The organism is Roseobacter sp. FCG-D35 (assembly GCF_033436665.1).
In the GTDB taxonomy this organism is placed as follows: Bacteria; Pseudomonadota; Alphaproteobacteria; order Rhodobacterales; family Rhodobacteraceae; genus JAWQFO01.
Map to the genome: position 1 here is coordinate 200,865 of NZ_JAWQFO010000005.1, position 25,807 is coordinate 226,671.

Annotated in this window: 25 protein-coding genes; 10 read left to right on the forward strand and 15 right to left on the reverse strand. The window is 65.9% G+C overall.

The annotated features are described in order from the left end of the window. Position 1: 1 nt before the first annotated feature. Complete coding sequence (locus R5H30_RS13690; RefSeq protein ID WP_318329001.1) at positions 2-589, reverse strand: hypothetical protein; 588 nt, start codon at positions 587-589, stop codon at positions 2-4. Positions 590-740: 151 nt separating this feature from the next. Between R5H30_RS13690 and lysA the strand changes: the two genes are divergently transcribed. After that, complete coding sequence (gene lysA / locus R5H30_RS13695; protein WP_318329003.1) at positions 741-2,006, forward strand: diaminopimelate decarboxylase; 1,266 nt, start codon at positions 741-743, stop codon at positions 2,004-2,006. 39 nt (positions 2,007-2,045) lie between these two features. Then, the gene (locus tag R5H30_RS13700; protein WP_318329004.1) at positions 2,046-4,679 is read left to right on the forward strand and encodes a TIGR02302 family protein; all 2,634 of its coding nucleotides are present in this window, start codon (positions 2,046-2,048) and stop codon (positions 4,677-4,679) included. Positions 4,680-4,709: 30 nt separating this feature from the next. On the opposite strand, the gene R5H30_RS13705 is transcribed toward R5H30_RS13700, so the two are convergent. Continuing rightward, positions 4,710-5,627, reverse strand: coding sequence for a zinc-ribbon domain-containing protein (locus tag R5H30_RS13705; protein WP_318329006.1), 918 nt, complete (start codon positions 5,625-5,627; stop codon positions 4,710-4,712). Positions 5,628-5,795: 168 nt separating this feature from the next. Between R5H30_RS13705 and R5H30_RS13710 the strand changes: the two genes are divergently transcribed. From R5H30_RS13710 to R5H30_RS13720, 3 genes are read left to right on the forward strand one after another with little or no spacing between them, the layout of a single operon-like run. Beyond that, a complete protein-coding gene (locus tag R5H30_RS13710; protein ID WP_318329007.1) occupies positions 5,796-6,473 on the forward strand; it encodes a cell division ATP-binding protein FtsE in 678 nt (225 codons plus the stop codon). Next, the gene (locus tag R5H30_RS13715) at positions 6,473-7,375 is read left to right on the forward strand and encodes a cell division protein FtsX (RefSeq protein ID WP_318329008.1); all 903 of its coding nucleotides are present in this window, start codon (positions 6,473-6,475) and stop codon (positions 7,373-7,375) included. Before R5H30_RS13710 ends, R5H30_RS13715 begins: the two co-directional genes overlap by 1 nt. Next, the gene (locus tag R5H30_RS13720) at positions 7,375-8,112 is read left to right on the forward strand and encodes a lysophospholipid acyltransferase family protein (RefSeq protein ID WP_318329010.1); all 738 of its coding nucleotides are present in this window, start codon (positions 7,375-7,377) and stop codon (positions 8,110-8,112) included. The genes R5H30_RS13715 and R5H30_RS13720 overlap by 1 nt, the downstream gene beginning before the upstream one ends. Before the next feature lie 211 nt (positions 8,113-8,323). Here the strand turns inward: R5H30_RS13720 and lpdA are convergent, their stop codons facing one another. The 12 genes from lpdA to mdh form a co-directional block, all read right to left on the reverse strand. Beyond that, positions 8,324-9,712 carry a dihydrolipoyl dehydrogenase gene (gene lpdA, locus R5H30_RS13725; RefSeq protein WP_318329011.1) on the reverse strand — a complete coding sequence of 463 codons (1,389 nt, stop codon included), beginning with the start codon at positions 9,710-9,712 and terminating at the stop codon, positions 8,324-8,326. A gap of 87 nt (positions 9,713-9,799) precedes the next feature. After that, a complete protein-coding gene (locus tag R5H30_RS13730) occupies positions 9,800-10,210 on the reverse strand; it encodes an MAPEG family protein (RefSeq protein ID WP_318329012.1) in 411 nt (136 codons plus the stop codon). Continuing rightward, positions 10,207-10,593: an MAPEG family protein gene (locus R5H30_RS13735; protein WP_318329014.1), complete on the reverse strand. Its 387-nt coding sequence runs from the start codon at positions 10,591-10,593 to the stop codon at positions 10,207-10,209. Before R5H30_RS13735 ends, R5H30_RS13730 begins: the two co-directional genes overlap by 4 nt. Beyond that, positions 10,590-10,823, reverse strand: a complete 234-nt coding sequence (locus R5H30_RS13740; RefSeq protein WP_318329015.1) for a hypothetical protein — start codon at positions 10,821-10,823, stop codon at positions 10,590-10,592. Before R5H30_RS13740 ends, R5H30_RS13735 begins: the two co-directional genes overlap by 4 nt. 74 nt (positions 10,824-10,897) lie before the next feature. Beyond that, positions 10,898-12,472: a 2-oxoglutarate dehydrogenase complex dihydrolipoyllysine-residue succinyltransferase gene (gene odhB, locus R5H30_RS13745; protein WP_318329016.1), complete on the reverse strand. Its 1,575-nt coding sequence runs from the start codon at positions 12,470-12,472 to the stop codon at positions 10,898-10,900. Beyond that, entirely contained in the window at positions 12,472-15,438 is a 2,967-nt protein-coding gene (locus R5H30_RS13750) for a 2-oxoglutarate dehydrogenase E1 component (RefSeq protein WP_318329017.1), read from the reverse strand. Before R5H30_RS13750 ends, odhB begins: the two co-directional genes overlap by 1 nt. Continuing rightward, positions 15,435-15,971 carry a DUF805 domain-containing protein gene (locus tag R5H30_RS13755; protein WP_318329018.1) on the reverse strand — a complete coding sequence of 179 codons (537 nt, stop codon included), beginning with the start codon at positions 15,969-15,971 and terminating at the stop codon, positions 15,435-15,437. The genes R5H30_RS13750 and R5H30_RS13755 overlap by 4 nt, the downstream gene beginning before the upstream one ends. Before the next feature lie 37 nt (positions 15,972-16,008). Beyond that, a complete protein-coding gene (gene sucD / locus R5H30_RS13760; RefSeq protein ID WP_318329019.1) occupies positions 16,009-16,896 on the reverse strand; it encodes a succinate--CoA ligase subunit alpha in 888 nt (295 codons plus the stop codon). A gap of 105 nt (positions 16,897-17,001) precedes the next feature. Next, the gene (locus tag R5H30_RS13765) at positions 17,002-17,736 is read right to left on the reverse strand and encodes a sulfotransferase family 2 domain-containing protein (RefSeq protein WP_318329020.1); all 735 of its coding nucleotides are present in this window, start codon (positions 17,734-17,736) and stop codon (positions 17,002-17,004) included. Positions 17,737-17,739: 3 nt separating this feature from the next. Beyond that, entirely contained in the window at positions 17,740-18,855 is a 1,116-nt protein-coding gene (locus R5H30_RS13770) for a hypothetical protein (protein WP_318329021.1), read from the reverse strand. Positions 18,856-18,914: 59 nt separating this feature from the next. Next, positions 18,915-20,108, reverse strand: a complete 1,194-nt coding sequence (sucC, locus tag R5H30_RS13775) for an ADP-forming succinate--CoA ligase subunit beta (RefSeq protein ID WP_318329022.1) — start codon at positions 20,106-20,108, stop codon at positions 18,915-18,917. A 305-nt stretch (positions 20,109-20,413) separates the two neighbouring features. Beyond that, on the reverse strand, positions 20,414-21,373 hold the full coding sequence (mdh, locus tag R5H30_RS13780; RefSeq protein WP_318329023.1) for a malate dehydrogenase: 960 nt from the start codon (positions 21,371-21,373) through the stop codon (positions 20,414-20,416). A 199-nt stretch (positions 21,374-21,572) separates the two neighbouring features. Here mdh and R5H30_RS13785 point away from each other — a divergent pair, with 199 nt between their 5' ends. Beyond that, positions 21,573-22,328 carry a sulfite exporter TauE/SafE family protein gene (locus tag R5H30_RS13785; RefSeq protein ID WP_318329024.1) on the forward strand — a complete coding sequence of 252 codons (756 nt, stop codon included), beginning with the start codon at positions 21,573-21,575 and terminating at the stop codon, positions 22,326-22,328. 128 nt (positions 22,329-22,456) lie between these two features. Here R5H30_RS13785 and R5H30_RS13790 read toward each other — a convergent pair whose 3' ends face one another. Continuing rightward, positions 22,457-22,774 carry a hypothetical protein gene (locus tag R5H30_RS13790; RefSeq protein ID WP_318329025.1) on the reverse strand — a complete coding sequence of 106 codons (318 nt, stop codon included), beginning with the start codon at positions 22,772-22,774 and terminating at the stop codon, positions 22,457-22,459. A gap of 349 nt (positions 22,775-23,123) precedes the next feature. Between R5H30_RS13790 and R5H30_RS13795 the strand changes: the two genes are divergently transcribed. From R5H30_RS13795 to R5H30_RS13810, 4 genes are read left to right on the forward strand one after another with little or no spacing between them, the layout of a single operon-like run. Further along, positions 23,124-23,981 (forward strand): HpcH/HpaI aldolase/citrate lyase family protein, encoded by an 858-nt coding sequence (locus tag R5H30_RS13795; protein ID WP_318329026.1) that lies wholly within the window; start codon positions 23,124-23,126, stop codon positions 23,979-23,981. 3 nt (positions 23,982-23,984) lie between these two features. Continuing rightward, positions 23,985-24,542, forward strand: coding sequence for an NnrU family protein (locus R5H30_RS13800; protein WP_318329027.1), 558 nt, complete (start codon positions 23,985-23,987; stop codon positions 24,540-24,542). A 17-nt stretch (positions 24,543-24,559) separates the two neighbouring features. Beyond that, on the forward strand, positions 24,560-24,763 hold the full coding sequence (locus R5H30_RS13805) for a DUF1737 domain-containing protein (RefSeq protein WP_318329028.1): 204 nt from the start codon (positions 24,560-24,562) through the stop codon (positions 24,761-24,763). Beyond that, positions 24,763-25,794 carry a MaoC family dehydratase gene (locus R5H30_RS13810; protein ID WP_318329029.1) on the forward strand — a complete coding sequence of 344 codons (1,032 nt, stop codon included), beginning with the start codon at positions 24,763-24,765 and terminating at the stop codon, positions 25,792-25,794. The genes R5H30_RS13805 and R5H30_RS13810 overlap by 1 nt, the downstream gene beginning before the upstream one ends. Positions 25,795-25,807 lie beyond the last annotated feature (13 nt).

The following is a 25,807-nucleotide window of genomic DNA, read 5'->3' on the forward strand; positions in this document are numbered from 1 at the left end:
ATCAAGGCCAGGTGTTGCCGATCTTGTTGCGATGCCGTTGCCCCCGATGCGGCGTTCCGCGCACGCAGCGCAGGCCGCTCTGACGGTGGATCGAGCCGCACTTCGGATTGCCGCACCCGGTCAGGACCACGGCGGCCGCGATGACGATGACCCAACCAATCAACCCGCCGCCGGCCTCCAAGAAGTCCTCTTCAGTCAGCCCGATCTTGCAGGCGATGTCGCGCAGACCCTCCGGATCGTCGAGATTGTCGGCCATCCTCGCGACATCGTCGGGATGGTCTTTCAGGATCGACACCAGACGCTCGAGGTCGGCTTTCAGGCTCGACGTCGAGAGGTTCGATCTGTCGAAGCAGTCGAAGTCCAGCAGGATGCGCGGGAAGTCGGTGCGGGTGAAGCGCTCCATCCGAGCGCTTTCGAAACCCGGTAGTGGGCAGGTCGGCTGAAACCGTTCCTCGATGAACAACTCGCCGAAGGATTCGATCATGTCGTCGGCCCGCGAGACCAGCGCATACCGCGCGTCGTGCATGTCGCACCAGCGGCCTTCGTCCTCCGCGCTGTCCTGCTTCGTACTCTTAACGGAACCGGTCATGGCAATTCTCCTTGAACTGAATCTGCCGCCTGACCGAAACCCGCCGTGCCCCGATAGTGGCCGCAGGATACCGCACCGAACGCGGTTTCCCAAATCGGCGACGCCGCGATGGCCGATTGCCAGCCTGGGCGGTTTTGTCTAGAGCGCGGGAATGGATCATTTTCTTTACCGCGACGGCGCGCTTTTCGCCGAGGATGTACCGGTGGCCGAGATCGCCAAGGCGGTCGGCACGCCGTTCTACGTCTACTCGACGGCGACGCTGTTGCGGCATTACCGGCTCTTCGACGAGGCGCTGGAGGGTGTCGATCACACCGTCTGCTACGCCATGAAGGCAGCGTCGAACCAGGCGATCCTGAGGACGCTGGCACAGGCGGGGGCCGGGATGGACGTGGTCTCGGGCGGCGAATACCTGCGTGCCAAGGCGGCCGGCGTGCCCGGCGACCGGATTGTCTTTTCCGGGGTCGGCAAGACCGCGGACGAGATCCGTCTTGCGCTCGAGGGCGGCGTGCGACAGTTCAACGTCGAGAGCGAGCCGGAGATGGAGGTGCTGAGCGCGGTGGCGACCGAGCTTGGGCAAACCGCCCCGATCACCGTCCGCATCAACCCGGATGTCGATGCCCGCACCCATGCCAAGATCGCCACCGGCAAGTCCGAGAACAAGTTCGGCATCCCGATTTCGCGCGCCCGCGAGGTCTATGCCCATGCCGCGCGCCTGCCCGGTCTCGAGGTCGTGGGCATCGACGTGCATATCGGCAGCCAGCTCACTGAGCTCGAACCCTTCGAGCAGGCCTATACAAAGGTCGCCGAACTGACTGAGATCCTGCGCGGCGACGGGCATGATATCCGGCGGCTGGACCTCGGCGGGGGCCTTGGCATTCCCTATGTACGCGACAATCTTGCCCCGCCCTTGCCGCTCGATTACGGCGCGATGGTCAAGCGCGTGCTGGGCCATCTCGGTTGCGAAATCGAGATCGAGCCCGGACGGCTGATCGCCGGCAACGCGGGGCTGCTGGTCAGCGAGGTGATCTACGTCAAATCCGGGGAAGGACGCGACTTCCTGATCCTCGATGCCGCCATGAACGACCTGATCCGCCCGGCGATGTACGAAGCCTGGCACGATATCGTGCCGGTGACCGAGCCCGACCCCGGCGAAGTGCGCGCGGTCTACGACATCGTCGGGCCGGTCTGCGAGACTGGCGACACCTTCGCGCGTGCCCGCGCGATGCCGCCCGTGGCCGCCGGTGATCTCGTCGCCTTCCGTTCGGCGGGCGCTTACGGCGCGGTAATGAGCAGCGAGTACAATTCGCGACCACTGATTCCGGAGGTTCTCGTCAAAGGGGATCAATTTGCGGTTATTCGCCGACGCCCGACCTTTGACGAAATGATCAATCGAGATACCATCCCTGAATGGCTCTGATGGCGTGATCCGCCGGGGCTTCTGGCGGAGAGACGCGGCATGGCGACATTCTCACGGCACGACGCGCGACGTACCCTGAGCAGGGTGCGCTGGCCTCTGCGCCTGACGTGGGCGGGCCTCTTGGCCGAGCGCATCGCGCGCAGTTTCTTCCCGCTGATGAGCCTCTGCCTCTTCGTGCTGGCGATCCTGATGATGGGCGCGCAGGACGTGGTTTCAGTCGAGGTTGTCTGGGCCGGCGCCGTTTTTGCCCTTCTGGCCTTTGTCGCCGCTCTTGGCTGGGGATTCTGGTCCTTCCGCTGGCCGCGCTGGTCCGAGGCCATTGCCCGACTTGACGCGACGCTGCCGGGCCGCCCGCTTCAGGCGTTGATGGACACGCAGGCGATCGGGTCGCAGGATGCGTCCTCCACCGCCGTCTGGCGCGCGCACCAGGCCCGCATGGCGCAACGTGCCGACGATGCCGAACGCGTGCCGGGCGATCTGCGCGTGGCCTCCCGTGACCCTTATGCGCTGCGCTACGTGGCGATGCTCGCGTTTGCCGTGGCGCTGCTCTTCGGCTCGGTCTGGCGGGTTGGGTCCGTGGCCGAGATGGCGCCGGGCGGCGGTCTTGCCGCGGGTCCGGTCTGGGAAGGCTGGGCCGAAAGCCCGCGCTACACCGGTCGCCCGACGATCTACCTCAACGACATCCCCGAAGGAGCGCTGCAGGTTCCGGTCGGCAGCCTGATCACGATGCGCCTTTACGGCGAGGTCGGTGCGCTGACGCTAAGCGAGACCGTGTCGGGCCGGACCGAGGTACCGCCGGCCTCCGAACCTGCGCAAGATTTCACCGCAATCCAGAGCGGCGAGATCAGCGTCGATGGTCCCGGTGGCCGCACCTGGCAGGTCGAGGTGATCCCGGACGCCGCGCCGCAAATCGCGATCCTCGAAGATCCCGATGCCACCGCGCTGGGCGAGATGACGCTGCCCTTCGAGGCCAGCGACGACTACGGCGTCGAGGCCGGCGAGGCGCGCATCACGCTGAACCTCGCCGCCGTGACCCGCCGCTATGGCCTTGCCATCGATCCCGACCCGCGGCCTGACATCGTTGTGCCGCTGCCAACGCCGATCGCCGGCGACCGCAGCGACTTCGAAGAGGCGCTGATCGAGGATTTCTCGGAACACCCCTGGGCCAACCTGCCGGTGACGGTCGAGCTTGCCGCGCTTGATGCCGCCGAGCAGCAGGCGCTGTCCGAACCGCGCGATATTCTCCTGCCGGGACGGCGCTTCTTCGATCCGGTCGCCGCAGCCGTCATCGACCAGCGGCGCGACCTGCTCTGGGCGCGCGCCAACGGACGGCGCATCACCCAGGTTCTGAAAGCGGTGTCGAACCGGCCCGAAGAGATCTTCCGGAAAGAGACGGACGCCCTGCGCCTGCGCAAGGTGATCCGCTCGCTCGAGATCCAGGCCCGCTACGGTCTGGGCGAAGAGCGCCGGGAAGAGCTGGCGCGCGAGATGTGGGATCTGGCGATCATTCTCGAAGAGGGCGATCTTGCCGATGCGGCCGAGCGGATGCGTCGCGCCCAGGACCGCCTGAACGAGGCGATCAAGAACGGGGCCTCGCAGGAAGAGATCGCCGAGTTGATGGAGGAGTTGCGCCGCGCCACCGAGGACTACCTGCAGCAGTTGCAGCGCCAGGCGCAGCAGCAGGCCGAGCAGAACGGCGAGCAGCCGCCGCAGCAGGGTCAGCAGGGCGAAAACTCGATGACCATGTCGCAGGACGACCTGCAGCGCATGATGGACCGCATCCAGGAGCTGATGGAACAGGGCCGCATGGCCGAGGCGCAACAGGCGCTGCAGGAACTTCAGCAGATGCTCGAGAACATGCGCATGGCGCAAGGCCAGCAGGGGCAGGGCGGCGAGAACCCCGGCCAGCAGGCGATGGAAGGGTTGGCCGAGACGCTGCGCGAGCAGCAGGGCCTGTCCGACCAGGCGTTCCGCGATCTGCAGGAGCAGTTCAACCCCGGCGCCAACCAGGGGCAGAGCCAGGGCAACGAAGGCCGCAACGGCGGCCAGGGCCGCGGGCAGAGCCACGAGGGCCAGCAGGGCGAGGGCGAGCGCGGCAATGGCCCGGGCGATCCGCAGGTTCCGCAGAACGGCCAGCAGGGCGGTGGCAACCAGCAGGCCGAGAACGGCGGGCTGGACGAAGGCTCGATCGCCGATCGCCAGCAGGCGCTGCGCGATGAGCTGGGCCGCCAGCAGCAGAACCTTCCGGGCGCCGGCACGCCCGAGGGCGACGCCGCGCGCGACGCGCTCGACCGGGCCGGGCGGGCGATGGATGACGCCGAAGACGCGCTGCGCCGCGACGATCTGGCCGGGGCGATCGACGACCAGTCGCGCGCGATGGACGCCCTGCGCGACGGCATGCAGGCGCTGGGCGAGATGATGGCCGAACAGCAGCGCCAGCAGCAGCCCGGCCAAGGCACCGAACCGTCGGACCGCGCCGCCAACTCTCGCGATCCGCTGGGCCGTGAAAGCGGCAATTCCGGCGTCAACGGAGATCAAAGCCCGCTGGCCCTGAACGACGATGCCTACGGGCGGGCGCGCGAGTTGCTCGACGAGATCCGCCGCCGCTCCGGCCAAACCGAGCGCTCCGAGCAGGAACGCGACTACCTCAAGCGGCTTCTGGATCGCTTCTGACTGAGCCGCAGTGCGCTATTGCCGTCCGGATCAGTTGACGGCGGCAGCGTCGGCTTCGCCCTTGGCGCGGGCCGTCTCCTCGAGCCACCGCAGCAGGTCGCCGACCTGCGTGTCGAGCCACATGCGCCAGCTATCGACCATGCCGACATAGGCGCTGATCCAGGGATCGAGTTGCGGAACCGCCTCGGCCAGTTGCGGCGCGAAGACGTAGACCAGCGAGAGGATCGCCGCCACGACGATGACGAAGACGAAACCGCGCGCCGAACTCTTGGCCTCGCGGGCGTTGGCGGCGGCGATCTCGGTTTCGTCTCCGCTCGCGATCCGCTCCGAACTCGACCGCAGGGTCGAATTGATCTCCTCGATATCCGGCAAAAGGTCGCGCCGCGACTGGCTTGCCGCGGCACCGGTCGCCCCGGCGGCGGTGACGAGCTCCGCCATGCGGCTGCGCGCCTCGCGCGCCCGGCGCGCGCCTTCCGAGACAGCGTCGTTCTCGCCAAGGCCGAGATCCGGCTGGCTTTCCAGCGTCGTGCGCTCCTCGCCCCGTGCGCGGGTTTCCAGTTCGGCCTCCTCGCGCAGGATGTCGGCAACCGTCGGGTCGACGGTGCGCCGTGGCGGGGCGGGCCGCGCCGGCGCCGCGACCTCGGGCTCCGCAGGGTCGTCCAACGGGTCCGGCTCGGCTTCTCGATCGGGATCCACGGACACTCCGGTCCGCGCCGCCCGGGCGCGTTCGAGCGCCGCCGCCTGGTCAGGTGTCTCGGTCGCGTCGGGCTCTGAGATCGGTTCCGCGCCTTCTGCATCTGCCTCGACCCCGGTGTTTTCGGGATGATCGGGATGTTCCTGGAACCATGTCTGCCCGCAGTTCGAGCACTGCACATCGCGGCCCTCGGGCGGCATGACGCCCTCCGGCACTTCGTATTGTGCGTCGCAATTCGGGCAGATGAGGCGCATTGATGATCCTGCAGTACCGGTCGTCCCCGACGGACCGGGGTTGTCCGGCACCATAGGCAAGCACCGCGGTTGCGAAAAGGACTATGTGCCGGCTTCGTTGCCAAGTGGTGCATTGAAACCAGATCGGTGCTGGGGCACAACACGTCCGAACCAAGACAGGGTGCCCGCGTGATCGAGCTGGAAAATGTGGCCTACAGCTATGGCGGGGGCGCCTTGCTGTCAGACATCACAGTTACCCTCTCTCCCGGCTCGTTCCACTTTCTCACCGGCCCGTCCGGGGCCGGCAAGACGACGCTGCTCAAGCTCTGCTACGGCGCGCTCGAGGCCACCGGCGGACAGGTCCGGATCTTCGGAAAGGACGTGCGCGGGCTCGAGCGCGACGCGGTGGCGATGCTGCGCCGGCGCATGGGCGTTGTGCACCAGGATTGCCAGTTTCTCGATCATCTCAGCGTGCGCGAGAATGTCGCGCTGCCGCTCGTCGCCTCGGGCCGGCAGGCCGAGGCCGAGGGCGAGGATCTTGGCGAGCTGATGTCCTGGGTCGGCCTGACCGAACGGGCCGAGGCGCGGCCGCCGGAACTGTCGGGAGGCGAACGCCAGCGTGCGGCGCTGGCCCGCGCGGTGATCATGTCGCCCGATGTCGTGCTTGCCGACGAGCCCACCGGCAACGTCGACTGGGACATGTCCCAACGTCTTCTGCACCTGCTGATCGAGCTCAACCGCATGGGCAAGACGGTGCTGATCGCGACCCACGACCTCAGCCTGATCCGCGCCGCGAAGGTGCAGGTGCAGGCGCGCGTGCTGAGGATCGCGAACCGCCAGCTGCAGCACGCCGGGGCCGATCTCTGATGGGCCGCCTGTTCCACCTGCGCGACATGATCCTCGGCGATGCCCAGGCCGAGCGCGCCGTGCCGCCGTCGGGGTTCACGGCGCACCTGACGATCTTCGCCGCCGCGGCGATGGCCTTTCTCGCAGTCTTCGCCCTGGCCCTTTCGCTGGCCTCGGGACGCCTCGCCGAACGCTGGGGCGGCGAGCTTGCCAATTCCGCCACGGTGCGCATCGTCGCCCCGCCCGAACAGCGCGCCGAGCAGACCCGCGCGGCGCTGCGGATCCTCGAGACGACCAGCGGCGTCGCCTTTGCCCGCGCGCTCGACGATGCCGAGCAACGCGCGTTGCTCGCCCCCTGGTTTGGCGAGGAGCTCGCGCTCGAGAGCCTGCCGGTCCCGCGCCTCATCGAGGTGATCGCCGAGGGCGACGGCTTCGACGCGACGGGGCTGCGCCTGCGGCTGGCGGCCGAGGTGCCGGGGGCCGTTCTCGACGATCATGGCCGCTGGCGCGCGCCGCTGGTCAAGGCCGCGGACCGGCTTCGGTTGCTGGGCTGGCTGTCCATCGCCCTGATCGCGCTGACCACGGCGGCGATGGTGACCCTGTCGGCCCGCGCGGCCTTGGCCGCCAATGCTCAGGTCATCAGCGTGCTGCGCCTGGTGGGCGCCACCGACCGTTACATCGCGCAGGCCTTCATCCGCCGCTTCACCCTGCGCGCACTGGCCGGCGCCACCGCTGGGGCGGCACTTGCCACGCTTGGCGTTCTCGCGCTGCCCCGCGCCTCGGACGTGGGCGGCTTTCTGACCGGTCTCGGGTTCGCCGGTTGGCACTGGTTCGTGCCGCTTGCGGTCCCGTTGCTCGCTGCCGTAGTCGCCTTTCTCGCCACGCGGGCGGCGGCGAAGCGCGTGTTGAAGGATCTCGCCTGATGTTCCAGACCCTGCGATCGGTGGTGTTCGTCGTGCAGATCTACGCCGTCATGGCGATCCTCGGCATCGTGTTTCTGCCTTGGGCGCTGCTCAGCCCGAAAGGCGCGCGCGCCGCCTGCAAGACCTGGTGTCACTGGACGTTCTGGAGCGCGCGCTGGATGGTCGGCCTGCGCTGCGAGGTGCGCGGCGAGATTCCGCAGGGCGAGGTTCTGATCGCTGCTAAGCACCAGTCCTTCCTCGACATCATCATGATCTTCGAGGCCCTGCCTGCCGCCAAGTTCATCATGAAGAAGGAACTGCTCTACACGCCTGTCATCGGCCAGTACGCCTATCGCATCGGCTGCGTGCCGGTCGACCGCGGCAAGCGTGGTGCCGCGATCGAGAAGATGGTGCGCGATGTCGAGGCCGGCCGCGCGAACCCGGGACAGCTGATCATCTACAGCCAGGGAACCCGGGTCCCGCCTGGGGCTAGGGTGCCGTACAAGGTCGGCACCTACGTGCTCTACGAGCAGGCCGGCCAGCCCTGCGTGCCCGCTGCGACCAACGCCGGGGTGCTCTGGCCGCGCAAGGGCCTGCGGATCCGGCCCGGGCTGGCGGTGGTGGAATTCCTGCCGGCCATCGCCCCCGGTCTCGCCCGAGAAGAATTCATGTCGCGCCTGCCGCAGGAAGTCGAAGGCCGTTCCGACGCCCTGCTGCGCGAAGCGGGCTTCGACCCGGCAGGCCCGCCGTACGCGTAGCCAACCGCCCGGCAAGCGCGCAGTCTCTCTGGTTCACAAGTATCCCGGGGGGGTCGCGGCGCAGCCGCGGCGGGGGCAGCGCCCCCTGATCGGTCCTGCCTCGCAAAACCCGGAAAACCGCCGTTGCCCTACTGCCAGGATCCTGCGGGCCAGCCGCGCCTCTGCGCGGATTGCCCTCCGCCGGTCGGTCCAGCGGAGGTGACAGAGCCGGTCACATGTGGATCGGGCCGTCCCCGCAGGCCAGCGCGGCCTCGCGCACGGCTTCGGAGTAGGTCGGATGCGCATGACAGGTCAGCGCGAGGTCCTGAGCCGCCGCGCCGAACTCCATCGCCACGCAGATCTCGTGGATCAGATCGCCGGCCGCGGGCCCGATGATATGCGCCCCCAGAATGCGGTCGGTCTCCTTGTCGGCGAGGATCTTGACGAAGCCGTCGCCCGAGAAGTTGGCCTTGGCCCGCGCGTTGCCCATGAAGGAGAACTTGCCGACCTTGTAGGCGCGCCCTTCGTCCTTGAGCACCTCCTCGGTCTTGCCGACGCTGGCGACCTCGGGGTGGGTGTAGATCACGCCCGGGATGACCTCGTAGTTGACGTGGCCATGCTTGCCGGCCAGCACCTCGGCCACCGCCATTCCCTCGTCCTCGGCCTTGTGCGCCAGCATCGGTCCCGCGATCACGTCGCCGATGGCGTAAATCCCCTTGACGCTGGTGGCCCATTGGTCGTCGACCGCGATCTGCCCCTGCTTGTTGGTCTCGATACCGAGCGCGTCAAGCCCGAGCCCTTCCGAATAGGGCCGTCGCCCGGTTGCCACCAGCACGCAGTCGGCGGCGATCTCGTGGGCGCTGTCGTCCTTGCGCAGCTTGTAGCTGACCTTGGCCTTGCCGCGCGACACATCGGTCTTTTCCACCGCGGCACCCATGACGAAGTCGAGCCCCTGTTTCTTCAGCATCCGCTGGAAGGTCTTCTGGACCTCTCCGTCCATGCCCGGCGTGATCGCCTCGAGGTATTCGACGACGGTCACCTTGGCGCCGAGCCGGGCGTAGACCGATCCGAGTTCAAGCCCGATCACGCCGGCGCCGATCACCACCATTTCTTTCGGGATCTTGCCCAGTTCCAGCGCGCCCTCGGAGGTCACCACGGTCTTTCCGTCGACCTCGACGCCCGGCAAGCTGGCGGAGTCCGAACCCGAGGCGATCACGATGTTTTTCGCCTCGTGGACCTCGTCGCCGACCTTGACCTTGCCGGCCTCGGGGATGCTGGCCCAGCCCTTGATCCAGTCGATCTTGTTCTTCTTGAACAGGAATTCGATGCCCTTGGTGTTGGTGTTCACCGTGTCCTGCTTGTAGTTAAGCATCTGCGCCCAGTCGACCGATGGCGCCTTGGCCTTCAGACCCATGGTGGCGAAATTGTGCTCTGCCTCGTGCAGCATGTGCGAGGCGTGAAGGAGCGCCTTCGAGGGGATACAGCCGACGTTGAGGCAGGTGCCGCCAAGCGTCTCGCGGCCCTCGACGCAGGCGGTCTTGAGGCCGAGCTGCGCGCAGCGGATGGCGCAGACATAGCCGCCGGGTCCGGAGCCGATTACGATGACGTCATAGCTTGCCATGGTACTGTCCTTTCTTGGCTGGGGGCAGGGGGCTCTGCCCCCGTCGCTGACGCGACTCCCCCGGGATATTTGTAAACCCGAGATGCATCAGAAGAGGCTCGCCAGCAGCATCGCCACGGTGGCGAGAAAGCCCGCGAACCAGATCAGCGACCGCCAGGGGCTGAGCCCGAAGGCATAGGCCGGAATGTAGAGGATGCGCGCGGCGAGATAGATCCAGGCGCAGGCGGCTGTGAACCCGCTCGACTGGTTTCCAATCGTCACCGCGACACAGGCGATGGTGAAGAGTATCAGCCCTTCAAAATGGTTGTTGAGCGCGCGGAACAGGCGACCGGTGCGCGGCGAGACCATCTCGTCAAGCCGTCCGCCGAGGCGCTGGGGATCGCGCGGCGACGCGGTCTTGGCGGTGCCGAGTTCGAGATTGGCAGGCACCGCCATCAGCACGTACTGCAGTACCTGCAGCAGGGCCGCGAGCACCAGGACGGTAAGTTCGGTGCTCACCGCAGCGCCATGAGATAGAGCATGGCGGTGGCTGCGAACCCCGCAAGCCAGGCCAGGGTGCGCACGCCGGTGAGCCGGAACACGTAGGCCGGCAGGTAGATCACACGGGCCAGCAGGAAGGCCTGCGCGGCCAGCAGCGACCCGGCGCTTGTCTTGTCGGTGGCCACGAGGATCAGAACGGCCGGGGCGAACAGCGCCATGCCGGTGATCGAGTTGTTCAGCGCGCGCTCGAGCCGCCCAGTCATCCCGGTGACGGTGCGATGCTCATCGCGCGACGACATCAGGTAGCCGATGCCGAGCTGGCCGGTGGCGCCGGTGACCTGCAGCAGCAGCGTCAGCAGAACGAGAAGGCCGTAGAGGGCGAGGACAGTGGTTTCGGTCATGTCGTTTCCAGGAAGTGATGCGCCTCCGGAGCGTGGCCGAGGGACGCCGACTTGTCGAGCCACGCCCGCGCCTTGCCGCGGTCGTTCACCGAGAACAGCACCCAGGCCGCGCCGCCATCCTCGGTCCAGACCTGCAACTGGCCAAGCCCGGCACGGGACCGGTTCTCGGCGTCTGCGTCGAATCCGGACCGATCGAGGCTGGCAAATCGGGTCAGGAGCTGAAGCGGCATCGGAGGCACCCTTGGAGTTTTGCAGGTTCCGGCCGGCCCGATTGGGGCCGACCATGAAGCGACGCAGCGCGCTGTCAGAGATCCATCAACAGCCGGCGCGGATCCTCGAGCGCTTCCTTTACGCGGACGAGGAAGGTCACGGCGCCCTTGCCGTCGACGATGCGGTGATCGTAGCTGAGCGCGAGGTACATCATCGGGCGGATCACGACCTGCCCCTTGATCGCCATCGGACGCTCCTGGATCTTGTGCATGCCGAGAATGCCCGACTGCGGCGGGTTCAGGATCGGCGAGGACATCAACGAGCCGTAGACACCGCCGTTTGAGATGGTGAAGGTGCCGCCCTGCATCTCGGCCATCGACAGCTTGCCGTCGCGTGCCCGCGCGCCCTTCTCGGCGATCGCCTTCTCGATATCGGCGAAGGAGAGCGAATCCGCGTCCCGGATCACCGGCACCACGAGGCCCGTGGGCGTGCCGGTCGCAATCCCCATGTGCACGAAGTTCTTGTAGACGATGTCGGTCCCGTCGATCTCGGCGTTGACCTCCGGCACTTCCTTCAGGGCATGGCAGCAGGCCTTGGTGAAGAAGGACATGAAGCCGAGCTTCACGCCGTGCTTCTTCTGGAACAGGTCCTTGTACTCGTTGCGCAACGCCATGACCTCGGTCATGTCGACCTCGTTGTAGGTCGTCAGCATCGCGGCGGTGTTCTGGCTGTCCTTGAGGCGCTTGGCGATGGTCTGGCGCAGCCGGGTCATCTTGACCCGCTCCTCGCGCGCCTCGTCATCGGCGGCGACGGGCGCGCGCGGCGCGGCCGGGGCACTCGGAGCCGCCGACGGTGCCGATCCTGCCGCCGCGACGGCCTTGGCCACGTCATCCTTCATCACGCGCCCGTCGCGGCCCGAGCCGGTGACGGCGTCGCGCGACAGGCCGGCCTCGGCCATCGCCTTCTTGGCCGAGGGCGCATCCTCGACGTCCCTGCCACCGTCCCCGCTGCGCTGGCTCGGCTTGTCCGCGTCGCCGGAGGATTTATCCGACGGGGCCGCACCTTGCCCGCCCGAGATCACCGCGAGCCGGGCATTGGCCTCGACCGTGGTGCCTTCGGGCGCGAGGATTTCCGACAGCACGCCGGCGGCGGGGCTCGGCACCTCGACCGAGACCTTGTCGGTTTCGAGTTCGCAGAGCATCTCGTCCTGCGCGACGCTGTCGCCTTCCTTCTTGAACCAGGTGGACACGGTCGCCTCTGTAACGCTTTCACCGAGCGTGGGCACCATAACGTCGATCGCGCCGCCTTCGCCGGTCTCGGTTTCGGCGGGCTTGACCTTGACCTCCGAGGCGCCGGCATCAACGGCCTTGGCCGGCTCTTCCGTCTTCTCGTCCGTCTTGTCGGAGCCGCCGCCCGAATCCCTGGCGCCCTCGCCTTCCTCGATGGTCGCGAGCAGGGCATCGACGCCGACGGTCTCGCCTTCGGCGGCGACGATCTCGCCCATGGTGCCGGCGGCGGGGCTCGGCACCTCGACGGTGACCTTGTCGGTCTCGAGTTCGCACAGCATCTCGTCGACCGCGACCGCGTCGCCGGGCTTCTTGAACCAGGTCGCGACGGTCGCCTCGGTGACGGATTCGCCCAGGGTGGGGACGCGGACTTCGGTGCTCATCATTTGCTTCCTTCGATGGTCAGGGCCTCGTTCACGAGCGCCTGCTGTTGGGCCTTGTGCTGGCTCGCAAGCCCGGTGGCGGGCGAGGCGGAGGTGGCGCGGCCGACATAGACCGGCCGTCTGTGCTTGGCCTCGATGCGGCCCAGCACCCATTCGATGTTGGGCTCGATGAAGGTCCAGCCACCCTGGTTCTTGGGCTCTTCCTGGCACCAGATCATCTCGGCCTGCTTGAAGCGCTCCAGCTCCTTCACCGCGGATTGGGCCGGGAAGGGATAGAACTGCTCGAACCGCAGCAGGTAGATGTCGTCGATGCCACGTTCATCGCGCTCTTCCAGCAGGTCGTAGTAGACCTTGCCGGAACACATCACGACGCGCTTGATCTTGTCGTCCGCCACCAGCTTGGTGTCGGAATTGCCCTTCTCGGCGTCGTCCCACAGCACGCGGTGGAAGGACGAGCCGGTGGTGAAGTCCTCGGACCGGCTGATGGCGAGCTTGTGCCGCAGAAGCGACTTCGGTGTCATCAGGATCAGCGGCTTGCGGAAGCTGCGGTGGATCTGCCGGCGCAGGATGTGGAAGTAGTTTGCCGGGGTCGTGCAGTTGGCGACGATCCAGTTGTCCTGTCCGCACATCTGCAGGAACCGTTCGAGCCGGGCGGAGCTGTGTTCCGGACCCTGTCCTTCGTATCCGTGCGGCAAGAGGCAGACGAGGCCCGACATGCGCAGCCATTTCGACTCACCGGACGAGACGAACTGGTCGAACATGATCTGCGCCCCGTTGGCGAAATCGCCGAACTGCGCCTCCCACATCACCAGCGCGTTGGGTTCGGCCAGCGAGTAGCCGTATTCGAAGCCCAGCACCGCGTATTCCGAGAGCATCGAATCGATGACCTCGTAATGCGCCTGTCCCGCGCGCACGTTGTTGAGCGGGTAATAGCGTTCCTCGGTCTCCTGGTTCACCAGTGCCGAGTGGCGCTGCGAGAAGGTGCCCCGGGTGCTGTCCTGCCCGGCCAGCCGGACCGGGTACCCTTCGGTCAGCAGCGAGCCGAAGGCCAGCGCCTCGGCGGTGGCCCAGTCGAACCCCTTGCCCGACGAGAACATCTCGCGCTTGGCGTCGAGAAGACGCTCGACCGTGCGATGCACCGGCAACCCGTCGGGCACGCTGGTCAGCGCCTTTCCGACATCGGCCAGCGTTTCCTTCTTGATCGCCGTCTTTCCGCGCTGGTACTTCTTCTCCTTCATCCGGTCGAGATGCGACCACTTGCCGTCGAGCCAGTCGGCCTTGTTCGGACGGAAGTCCTTGCCGGCCTCGAACTCTTCGTTCATCCGCGCCTGGAAAGCGGCCTTCATGTCCTCGATCTCGCCTTCCGGGATCAGGCCGTCCTTTACCAGCCGTTCGGTGTAGAGCGTGAGCGTCGTCTTGTGCTTCTTGATCGCCTTGTACATCGTCGGATTGGTGAACATCGGCTCGTCGCCTTCATTGTGACCGAACCGGCGATAGCAGAAAATGTCGATCACCACGTCCTTGCGGAACTTCTGGCGGAACTCGGTGGCGACCTTGGCGGCATGCACCACGGCCTCTGGGTCGTCGCCGTTGACGTGGAAGATCGGCGCCTCGACCACCAGGGCGTTGTCGGTGGGATAGGGCGAGGAGCGCGAGAAATGCGGCGCGGTGGTAAAACCGATCTGGTTGTTGACCACCACGTGCATCGTGCCGCCCGTCCGATGCCCGCGCAGTCCTGACAGCGCGAAACACTCGGCCACCACGCCCTGTCCGGCAAAGGCCGCGTCGCCATGCAGCAGGATCGGCATGACCGTCGTGCGCTCGGGGTCGTTGTTCTGGTCCTGCTTGGCGCGGACCTTGCCCAGCACGACCGGGTTCACGGCCTCGAGGTGGCTGGGGTTCGCGGTCAGGCTCAGGTGGACGGTGTTGCCGTCGAACTCGCGGTCCGAGGACGCGCCAAGGTGGTATTTCACGTCGCCTGACCCATCTACGTCCTCGGGCTTGAAGCTGCCGCCCTGGAATTCGTTGAAGATCGCCCGGTAGGGTTTCTGCATCACGTTGGCGAGCACCGACAAGCGCCCGCGGTGCGGCATGCCGATCACGATGTCCTCGAGACCGAGCGAGCCGCCGCGCTTGATGATCTGCTCCATCGCCGGGATCAGGCTTTCGCCGCCGTCGAGTCCGAAGCGCTTGGTGCCCATGTACTTGACGTGCAGGAATTTCTCGAAGCCCTCGGCCTCGACCAGTTTGTTCAGGATCGCCTTGCGGCCTTCACGGGTGAACGAGATTTCCTTGCCGTAGCCTTCGATCCGCTCCTTGAGCCACGACGATTCCTCGGGGTTCGAGATGTGCATGTACTGCAGCGCGAAGGTGCCGCAGTAGGTGCGTTGCACGATGTCGAGGATCTGGCGCATCGAGGCGACCTGCAGGCCCAGGACGTTGTCGATGAAGATCGGCCGGTCGAGGTCCGCATCCGAGAACCCGTAGGATCTCGGATCGAGCTCGGGATGCGGGGTGACCTCGCGCATGCCCAGCGGGTCGAGGTCGGCCACCAGATGGCCGCGGATGCGGTAGGCGCGGATAATCATCAGCGCCCGGATCGAATCCAACACGGCGCGCTTGACCTGCTCGTCGCTGACGGCGACGCCTGCGTCCTGCGCCTTGGCCCTGATCTTGTCGCCTGCCGCCTTCACCTCGGCCTCGGGCGCCCATTCGCCGGTCAGCGCCGCGGTCAGCTCGTCGCCCGGTGCGGGCGGCCAGTCTCGCCGCTGCCAGGACGGCCCGGCCGCCTCGCGCTTGACGGACATCTCGTCGTCGCCCATCGCCCGAAAGAACTCCGCCCAGGCCTCGTCGACCGCGTTCGGGTCGTTGGCATAGCGGGCGTACATCTGTTCGAGGTATTCCGCGTTGTGCCCCTGCATGAAGCTCGAGGCATGGAACTGTGCGTTCTGTGGCTGGTCGGTCATTGCGTCACCTCTTGCGGGTTGGGACCGTATTCGTTCGTGCCGGGCTGCGACGGGCGCGACAGCCACCAGAGAATGAGAATGGACAGGACGATCTGGAGTACGAGGATCAGGATCATCCCGAACGTGCCCAGGGCGATAGCAGGACCTTCGACCATCTCCGCGCCGCCCGCCTGCTCGATCATCCCAACGCCCATGATGCCGAAAAGCATCAGCAGCATCAGGCCGAGGGTTACCGCAAGCGGCAGCAGCAGCAGCTTGCCGGAGCGCCCGGTGTCGTGCATGCGCCGCCAGCCGGCGGCCAGCAGCGGCAGGAAAGTCACGAGGCTGAAGATGCCGTTGATCGGCCCGCCCGAGCTCGACGGTTCGCCCTCGACCGGTTCGGGCGCCCCGAAGAGCGCGAGGTCGATGAGGCTGGCCACGATGCCGCCCAGGATCACGAAGAGAAAGAACCACCAGTACTCGGAGCGCGGTGCGCGTCCCGAGAATGTCACGTACTTCGCAAAGCAGGTCTTTATCGCGTCGATGAAACCCATGAGCTTTCCTCCTTCTGGGCTACGATGCCGTCCTGTCCTAGCCCTTGTCGATCGCCTCCTTGACGGCCTCGCCCAGCGTCGCGGGGCTGTCCGCCACGACGATGCCGGCCGAGCGCATGGCCTCGATCTTGCTTTCCGCGTCGCCCTTGCCGCCGGCGACGATAGCACCCGCGTGGCCCATGCGCCGACCCGGAGGTGCGGTGCGTCCGGCGATGAAGCCGGCGGTGGGCTTCCAGCGGCCCTTCTTCTTCTCGTCGGCGAGGAACTGCGCGGCCTCCTCCTCTGCCGAGCCTCCGATCTCTCCGATCATGATGATGCTTTCGGTTTCCGGATCGGCAAGGAACATCTCGAGCACGTCGATGTGTTCCGTGCCCTTGATCGGGTCGCCACCGATACCCACGGCGGAGGACTGGCCGAGGCCCATGTCCGAAGTCTGCTTGACCGCCTCGTAGGTCAGCGTGCCCGAGCGCGAGACCACCCCGCACGAGCCGCGCTGGTGGATGTGTCCGGGCATGATGCCGATCTTGCAGGCGTCCGGGGTGATGACACCGGGGCAGTTCGGCCCGATGAGGCGCGATGACGATCCTTCGAGCGCGCGCTTGACGCGCATCATGTCGAGCACCGGGATGCCCTCTGTGATGCAGACGATCAGTTCCATCTCGGCGTCGATCGCCTCGAGGATCGAATCCGCGGCGAAGGGCGGCGGCACGTAGATCACCGAGGCGTTCGCCTCGGTCTTGGACTTGGCCTCGTGGACCGAGTCGAACACCGGCAGGTCCAGATGCATCTGCCCGCCTTTGCCCGGCGTCACACCGCCGACCATCTTGGTGCCGTATGCGATGGCCTGCTCGGAGTGGAACGTGCCCTGCGAGCCGGTGAAGCCCTGGCAGATCACCTTGGTGTTTTCATCGACAAGTACGGCCATGAGAAGGTCCTTCTTTGTACTGCCCCGACCGGGGCGAATTGTGGGTCTTTGGCGCGGCCGGTTCGGACCGGCCTGCGTCGAGGGTGCGTGTCGCCGGCGCCGCGCTCACCGCGACTGCACCGGGCGCGGAAAATGGTCCGCCAGAAGCGTGTATTCGTCGTCGAGCCGGGCCATCAGGTGGTCGAATGCGGGTTTCGACAGGTCGTCGATGCCGACCTTGTGTTCGTCCGGGATCGCGTTCTTCTTCTTGATCGCCACCTCGCGCCCGGCCCGGCGGCTGAGTTCGTCCCGAAGCGCGTCCATTTCGGACAGCTTGAAGAGCCGGTCGAAAAACCCGAGGTCGGTCCCGAGGTAGTACCGGGTGGGTCGCGTGTGGGTCTTGATGACGTTGACGTGCTTTCGATACTCGTCAAGCCTGTAGACAAATTCGTCCGGCGACGGGTGCGTCGGAAGCTTCGCGAGATCGTCGCCGGCCCTTCGCAGCCGCTTGCCGAGGCTCGACCAAAGACCTTTCCCGGAATTCTTCGACTGCTTTTCCCGCTCTGCCGCGACCGAGTTCTTCTTTAGAATCTTCGAGGCGTAGGCCGACATGATCCGGGACGCCGGGTCGCGCAACACAGCGAATTTCCAGTATTGCGCCGGATTGTCCATGTCGCTTGGATCGAAGCGCTTGGAGATGTGGTACTGGTGCAGCGTCCGGATGCCGCGCGCGGCCAGTTCCGGCGTCCGCTTCCACTTGTGGCCGGTCTCGAGCTCGTACATCACGCCCTTCAGTGTCGAACAGGCGACCTTGGGGATCGGGTAGTAGGCGAGCTTCAACTGTTCGTTCAGAAAAGCCATGGATCAGCTGCTCAGACGTCGTGCCAGATAGCGCTTGAAGCGCGCGATATTTGTGCTGTCATCAGCCGTTTCGGACGCCGCGGATTCGGGCTCTTCATGCAGCATTGCCAGCAACAGGCCGGTCGCCGAGCTTGCGACGTTTTCCGGCGTGACAGAGATGTAGGGTTTCGTGCCGCGGTCCGGAAACAGTTCGTCCCGACCGGGAAAAAACATCTCGCAGAGCTTTGCATTGCTCTCCGCGTTCATCTCGCGCACCCGCAGCACCTGACCGGGGGTCAGTGCAATCTTCGGAAGGTTCAGCTTCTGCTCCAGCAGGGCCGCGCGCAGCTTGGTCTTGATCGGGTTGATCTTCGTTCCGTCGTTGACGATGTGCGAGACGTTCTCGTTGATCTGCCGCAAAAGGATCGCTGCCGGTGCCGACAGGCTCTCGTTGAGCCGAGGTGCGGCGTTCATGCCGTCGGTGGACGCAAGGCCCAACTGGTGCGCAAAATCGGTGATCAGGTCGCCGCCGTCCAGCACGTCCGGTTCGAGCAGTCGCACGGTAAGCCGATCCGCGCCGACCGCGTTCTTCCATGCGCGTGCCTTCCGGAACCAGTCCTGCTTGCCATGCATCTCTACGACATCGTCGAGCGTGTAGGTCACGCCGCGCTTCAGCCGCTCGGAATACGAACTCGCGATCCAGTCCTCTTGCCGGCGGAAATAGACGACGTACCGGACCTCGGTGAAGAACTGGCGCAGCCAGGCATCCATCGCCTCGACATGGGTGCGGCGGATCCGTGCCGCGCCGATGTACTCCGACGAAATCACGAAAGTCTCCTCGTTGCGGTTCGCGAGCACCTTCTCGAACTTTTCGCGGAACCTTCCCACGAAGGCCGACTGGGCGGCCCGGTCCTTGAGCTTGTAGTGGATCCGCACGCCCTGGTTGGACATGAGCAGGCCGGCTGATTCATAGAGCGAAATAGCCACCCCCTGGTGCGCAGCGCCGACCCTGTAGCCGCTCATCTTGAAGCGGTCATAGGCAAGGTCGTGACGCGCCAGTTCCCTGGTGTTCGCGCCAAGCCAGGCCTGGATCGACGTCGAGCCGGTCTTCGGCATGCCGATATGGACGATTGCCTTCACTTCAGCCTCTTCTCACTGGTCCCGAGGCGTGCGGGCCAATTCGCCCGGACGCGCACCATTCACCCCTTGACCGCCTTGACGATCTTTTGCGCACCGTCCTTGAGGTCATCCGCAGCGATCACGTCGAGGCCGGAATTGTTGATGATGTCCTTTCCCTGCTGCACGTTGGTGCCTTCGAGCCGGACCACCAACGGCACCTGAAGACCGACTTCCTTGACCGCTGCGACAACGCCTTCGGCGATGACGTCGCAGCGCATGATGCCGCCGAAGATGTTGACGAGGATGCCCTTCACGTTCGGGTCCGAGGTGATGATCTTGAACGCCTCGGTCACCTTCTCCTTTGTGGCGCCGCCACCGACGTCGAGAAAGTTCGCGGGCTCGGCGCCGTAGAGCTTGATAATGTCCATCGTCGCCATCGCGAGGCCGGCGCCGTTGACCATGCAGCCGATCTCGCCGTCGAGCGCGATGTAGTTGAGGTCGTACTTGGAGGCCTCGAGCTCCTTGGGATCCTCCTCTGTGGTGTCGCGCAGCTCGGCGACATCGGCATGGCGGTAGACCGCGTTGCCGTCGAAGCTGACCTTTGCGTCGAGCACCTTGAGATCGCCGCTGTCGGTCACGATCAGCGGGTTGATCTCGAGCATCTCCATGTCCTTCTCGAGGAAGGCGCGGTAGAGCAGGCCCATCAGCGCCACGCATTGCTTGACCTGCTTGCCCTCGAGACCTAGCGAGAAGGCGATCCGGCGCCCGTGATAGGGCTGGTAGCCGGTGGCCGGATCGACCGAAAAGCTGAGGATCTTTTCCGGGGTCGCGGCGGCGACCTCTTCGATGTCCATGCCGCCCTCGGTCGAGCAGACGAAGGACACGCGGCTGGTCTGGCGATCGACGAGCAGCGCCAGGTACATCTCGGTTTCGATGCCCGAGCCGTCCTCGATGTAGATCCGGTTGACCTGCTTGCCCGCCGGTCCGGTCTGGTGCGTGACGAGCGTGCGCCCAAGCATACGCTTGGCTTCTTCGGCGGCTTCCTCGACCGACTTGGTCAGGCGTACGCCGCCCTTTTCGCCGGCGTCGGCTTCCTTGAACTTGCCCTTGCCGCGTCCGCCGGCGTGGATCTGGGCCTTCACCACCCACAACGGCCCGTCGAGCGCGCCCGCCGCGGTTTTGGCTTCCTCGGCCCGCAGCACGACCCGTCCGTCGGAAACCGGTGCGCCGAAGCTGCGCAGCAGGGCTTTGGCCTGGTATTCGTGGATGTTCATCGAAGACTCCGTCCCGTGTAGCTTGCGTTGATTAATCTATAGTGCCCGTGCTTTGGCAGTTACACGGGGTTTTTGGGGTTTTGCGCGATTTTGCGCCATAAAGCGCGGTTTGTGATCACACGATTTGTGGGTGTGATCACAACGCCACCGGTAGCGGCGAATCACCGGATCGACGCGGCTTAGGCGTTCCAGCGGATGGCCGAATGTTCTGTCTGAGTTCTTCAATGAAGATGCCGATCTCTGGACAAAAAAAGCGGCCGGCCCCGCCGGGACCGACCGCTGGAAATACATGACAGGAGATCGCCTCAGAGGCTGTCGTCGATCCCCTTGCAGGCCTCGACGAGACCCTTCACTGCCTTTACGGAGCTGTCGAACATCGCCTGCTCGTCCTTGTTCATCGAGATCTCGACGACGCGCTCGACGCCGCCTTTGCCGATGACGGTCGGCACACCCACGTAGAACCCGTCAAGCCCGTAGGCGCCGTCGACATAGGCCGCGCAGGGCAGGACGCGCTTCTGGTCCTTGAGATAGGCCTCGGCCATCTCGATTGCTGCCGTCGCGGGCGCGTAATAGGCCGACCCGGTCTTGAGCAGGCCGACGATCTCGGCGCCACCGTCGCGGGTGCGCTGGACGATGGCGTCGAGCTTCTCCTGCGTGGTCCAGCCCATCTTGACGAGATCCGGGAGCGGGATGCCGGCGACGGTGGAATAGCGCACCAGCGGCACCATCGTGTCGCCGTGACCCCCCAACACGAAAGCGCTGACGTCCTTCATCGACACGTCGAACTCGGTGGCGAGGAAATGCCGGAACCGCGCGCTGTCGAGCACGCCCGCCATGCCGCAGACCTTCTCGTGGGGCAGGCCGGAGAACTGGCGCAGTGCCCAGACCATCGCGTCGAGCGGGTTGGTGATGCAGATGACGAAGGCGTCGGGCGCATGCTGGGCGATACCCTCGCCGACCGACTTCATGACCTTGAGGTTGATGCCGAGAAGGTCGTCACGGCTCATGCCTGGCTTGCGCGGCACACCGGCGGTGACGATGCAGACGTCGGCGCCCGCGATGTCCTCGTAGGACTGGGTGCCCGAAAGGGCGGCATCGAAGCGTCCGGCCGGGCCGCTTTCCGCGATGTCGAGCGCCTTGCCCTCGGGAATGCCCTCGGCGATGTCGAACAGCACGACGTCTCCGAGTTCCTTGAGTGCCGCCAGGTGGGCGAGCGTGCCGCCGATCTGGCCCGCGCCGATCAGCGCGATTTTGGGTCTGGCCATGGGAATGTCTCCGCAGTGGTGGAAATCCGGTTTCAGGTTCGGCCCCGGGTTATCCAATCCCCTCGTCCTGCGCAAGTTGGAGCGATGTGCCCTGCGCCACCGGTGCGGCGATTGCGGGAAAAGACGTTTCCGGCTTAGCTGCGGCTGCGCGACGCTCTGACGTCCGCAATCCGAAATCCACCTAAGGAGGGGCGGCGGCATGCCGGTTCTGGACCTGAGCTTCCTTCTGATCGCCGGGCCCGCCGTGCTGTTCGCCGGCATTTCCAAAGGCGGGTTCGGCTCCGGCGCAGCCTTTGCCTCGTCGAGCCTGCTGGCGCTGGTCATCGAGCCCGGGCTGGCGCTTGGCGTGATGCTGCCGCTTCTGATGCTGATGGATGCCAGCACGTTGCGACCCTACTGGCGGCGCTGGAACGCCGAGGCGGCCTGGATGCTGATCCTCGGCGGGCTGCCGGGCGTGGCGCTGGGCGCGGCGTTCTACGCGGTGGCCTCGCCGGACGTGTTGCGGGTGATGATCGGGACGATCGCGCTGCTCTTCGTCGCCTGGCGTCTCGCGCTGGCAAACGGCTGGATTTCGGTCGTCAAGCGGCAGGTGTCGCGCGGGGTCGGGCTGCTGGCCGGGGTCGTGGCCGGGTTCACCAGTTACGTCAGCCATGCGGGCGGGCCGCCGGCGGCGGTCTACCTGTTGGCGAGAGGAATGTCGAAGACCGAGTACCAGGCGACGACGGTGCTGGTCTTCTGGGCGATCAACATCGCCAAGTTCCTGCCCTATGCCTGGCTCGGCCTTTTCACGGCCGGCACATTCCGGGCCGACCTCGTTCTTGCGCCGTTCGCCCTACTGGGCGCCTGGCTTGGTGTCCGGGCGCACCGGATGATCTCGGAGCGCGCCTTTTTCGCCGTGACCTACATTCTGCTCGGGGTGACGGGCGTCAAGCTGATCTGGGACGGCCTGACCTGACGGCGCTTTGCATATGCCTGTCGCAATCCGTCAGTCGGAGCATCGGCGGCAGAGTCACCTCTTTGTCCCGGTCCGCGCGCCCGTTTCGGGCGGCGGCGCGGGGCGCGAGCTGCAGGCAGCGCAGATCGTCAGGCGTCGCTGTCGATGATCGGGGCGGCTTCGGCCAGCGTCTCGAAGGATTGTCCGGAGGCGACAAGGCAGGTCAGCCCGTTGGGCGTGGTCACGGTGATGGTCCAGGTGCCGGTTTCAGCCGAGGCAAAAACCTCGACGACGGCGTTGTTGGAGCCGAGACCCATGGATTGGCGGGACTCGCCGTAGCCTTGCGCAAGACGGCTGACCACGGCATCGCGCGGGGCGCAGTTGCGGGATTGTGCAGCAGCCTGCTGGGTTGCGAAGAGGTAGAATGCGGAACCGGCAGCGAGAGCGCCGAAGCGGAAGATTTTCATGAAGCGTGTCATAGCGTGTCAGCCTTCGTTCGAGGGTGGCGACGCCCGTTGTCATCTGCCAAAGCCGGCAACCCGGCGATGACCGGGCGGTCCCGGTTCAAGATCAAATGCCGCGATATCCCCGATCCGTGTGCTTTCTCAGTGGCGTTGCCGAAACGGCCCTCCCTGAGATATCCGACGTGGCAAAATCTCTGCGAGAGCGTTGAAATAATGGTTAACAGCGCGGGCGCATAAACTTTGCATTTGACTTTTGCTGCATCGCAGCGCGAATGCCCTTGAAATTTTGTTTTATAAATGGCCTGTTTCGCGCAACTGACTGACTCGCCTGATGGGCAAGGAGACATCTCGCATGACCGATAATCAACGGCCTCTGCGGTCCGTCCTCTACATCCCGGCCTCGAAGCCGCGCGCGCTCGAGAAGGCCCGGACTCTTGCTGTCGACGCGATCATCTTCGATCTCGAGGACGCCGTGCCCCCGGATGAAAAGGTCGCGGCGCGCCGGACCCTGGCCGAGGCGCTCGACGCGGACGGCTACGGTCCGCGCCTGCGGATCGTCCGCATCAACGCGCTCGACAGCCCCTGGGGGACGGAGGATGCCGAGGCCGTGGCCGGCATGAAGGCCGACGCGGTCCTGCTGCCGAAGGTCTCCGGCCCTGCCGATCTCGACGCGCTGGCGCGGACGACCGGCGAAATGCCGATCTGGGCGATGATGGAAACGCCCGCCGGGATGCTGGCCGCCAGCGAGATCGCGGCCCATCCGCAGCTTGACGGCATGGTGATGGGCACCAACGATCTGGCCAAGGAGCTGAACGCGCGGTTCCGGGCCGACCGTATGCCGCTGATGGCCGGTCTGGGCCTGTGCCTGCTGGCCGCCAAGGCGCATGGGGTCGCCATCGTCGACGGGGTCTACAATGCCTTCAAGGACGACGAAGGGCTCCGGGCGGAATGCGCGCAGGGCCGCGACATGGGATTTGACGGCAAGACGCTGATCCATCCCGCGCAGATTGACATCGCCAATGCCGCCTTTGCACCCAGCGAGGACGAGATCGACCTCGCCCGGCGCCAGATCGCAGCCTACGAGCAGGCGATCGCCGAGGGACAGGCGGTTGCGGTGGTCGACGGGCGGATCGTGGAGAACCTGCACGTTGCAACCGCTCGCGAAACCCTGTCAAAGTCGACCGCGATAGCGGCAATGTCTGCGGAGTAGGCGATGATCCTTCTGTGCCTCGGTCTCGTGCTGTGGTGGGCCGGCCACCTCTTCAAACGTGTCATGCCCGAACGGCGCGCCGCGATGGGCAACGCGGGGCAAGGTGTCGTTGCCGTGACCTTGCTGGTCTCGGTCGGTCTGATGATCTGGGGCTACCGGACCGCCGACTTCGTGCCGCTCTGGACGTCGCCGCCGTTCATGGTCCACGTCAACAACTTCCTGATGGTGCTGGCACTCTGGACCTTCGGGTCGAGCCACGCCAAAGATGCCAAGGCATGGCCGGCGTCACGCATCCGCCACCCTCAGCTGACAGCGGTCAAAATCTGGGCGGTTGCGCACCTTCTGGTGAACGGTGACCTTGCGGCCATCGTCCTCTTCGGCGGCTTGCTTGCCTGGGCGGTGGTTGAGGTCATCGTGATCAACCGCGCCGAACCCGAATGGACCGCGCCCCCACCCGCCGGTGCAGCTACGCGCATCCGGCTGGTCGTGATAACCGTCGTGCTTTTCCTGGTCATCGCCTACGTCCATGTCTGGCTTGGCTACTGGCCGTTCCCTGCCTGACAACTCCGGAGCATTGCATGAAGCTTTATCGGTTCCTCTCCGAGGAAGACACGTCTGCGTTCTGTCACAAGGTGACCGAGGCGCTCAACAAGGGGTGGGTCCTGCATGGCTCGCCCACCCAGACCTTCGACCCGGTCAGCCACACCATGCGCTGCGGCCAGGCGGTCACCAAGGAGGTCGAGGGGACCTACAGCCCCGACATCAAGCTCGGGCAGCAATGATGGGCAAGACCAACCCGGGCCGTTTCTTCGAAGACTACAGCATCGGACAGGTGATCCGCCACGCCGTGCCGCGCACGGTCGGGCAGGGCGAGCGGGCACTCTACCACGCGCTCTACCCGGCGCGTCACGCGCTCTACTCCGCGGACACCTTCGCGCAGGCCTGCGGGCTGCCGGCGAGCCCGATCGACGACCTTGCCGCCTTTCACGTGGTGTTCGGCAAGACGGTGCCCGATATCTCGCTGAATGCCGTCGCCAATCTCGGCTATGCCGAGGGGCGCTGGCTGAAACCGGTCTGGCCCGGCGACACGCTGACCGCAAGTTCCGAGGTGATCGGCCTCAAGCAGAACTCGAACGGCAAGACCGGAGTGGTCTGGGTGCGCAGCCGCGGCGAGAACCAGCACGGCGAGACGGTGATCGAATACGTGCGCTGGGTCATGGTGCGCAAGCGCGACCCCAACACCCCGCCGCCCGAGACGGTGGTGCCCGATCTGGCCGATGCGCTGGCTCCGGAGAGGCTGGTGGTGCCGGACGGCCTGGACTTTACACGGTACGATTTCGACCTTGCGGGCGACCCGTATCGCTGGGGCGACTACGCCGTGGGAGAGACCATCGACCACGTCGACGGCGTCACCGTCGAAGAGGCCGAGCACATGCTGGCGACACGGCTCTGGCAGAACACCGCGAAGGTGCATTTCGACACGTCCGCCCGGCCAGATGGCAGCCGTCTGATCTACGGCGGTCACGTCATTTCGATGGCGCGCGCGCTCAGCTTCAACGGGCTGGCCAACGCGCAGATGATCGTCGGCCTGAACGGCGGGGCACATGCCAATCCCTGCCTTGCGGGGGATACCATTCGGGCCTGGTCGGAAGTGCTGGACAAGGCCGAGACGGCGGCCCCCGGCGTCGGCGCCCTGCGCCTGCGGCTGGTCGCCATGCGGGGCACCAAGCCCTTCGCGCTGCGCGGAGAGGACGGCAAGTACCTGCCGGACGTACTGCTCGATCTCGACTACTGGGCGCTGATCCCGGTCTGACGCGCCACCCCGC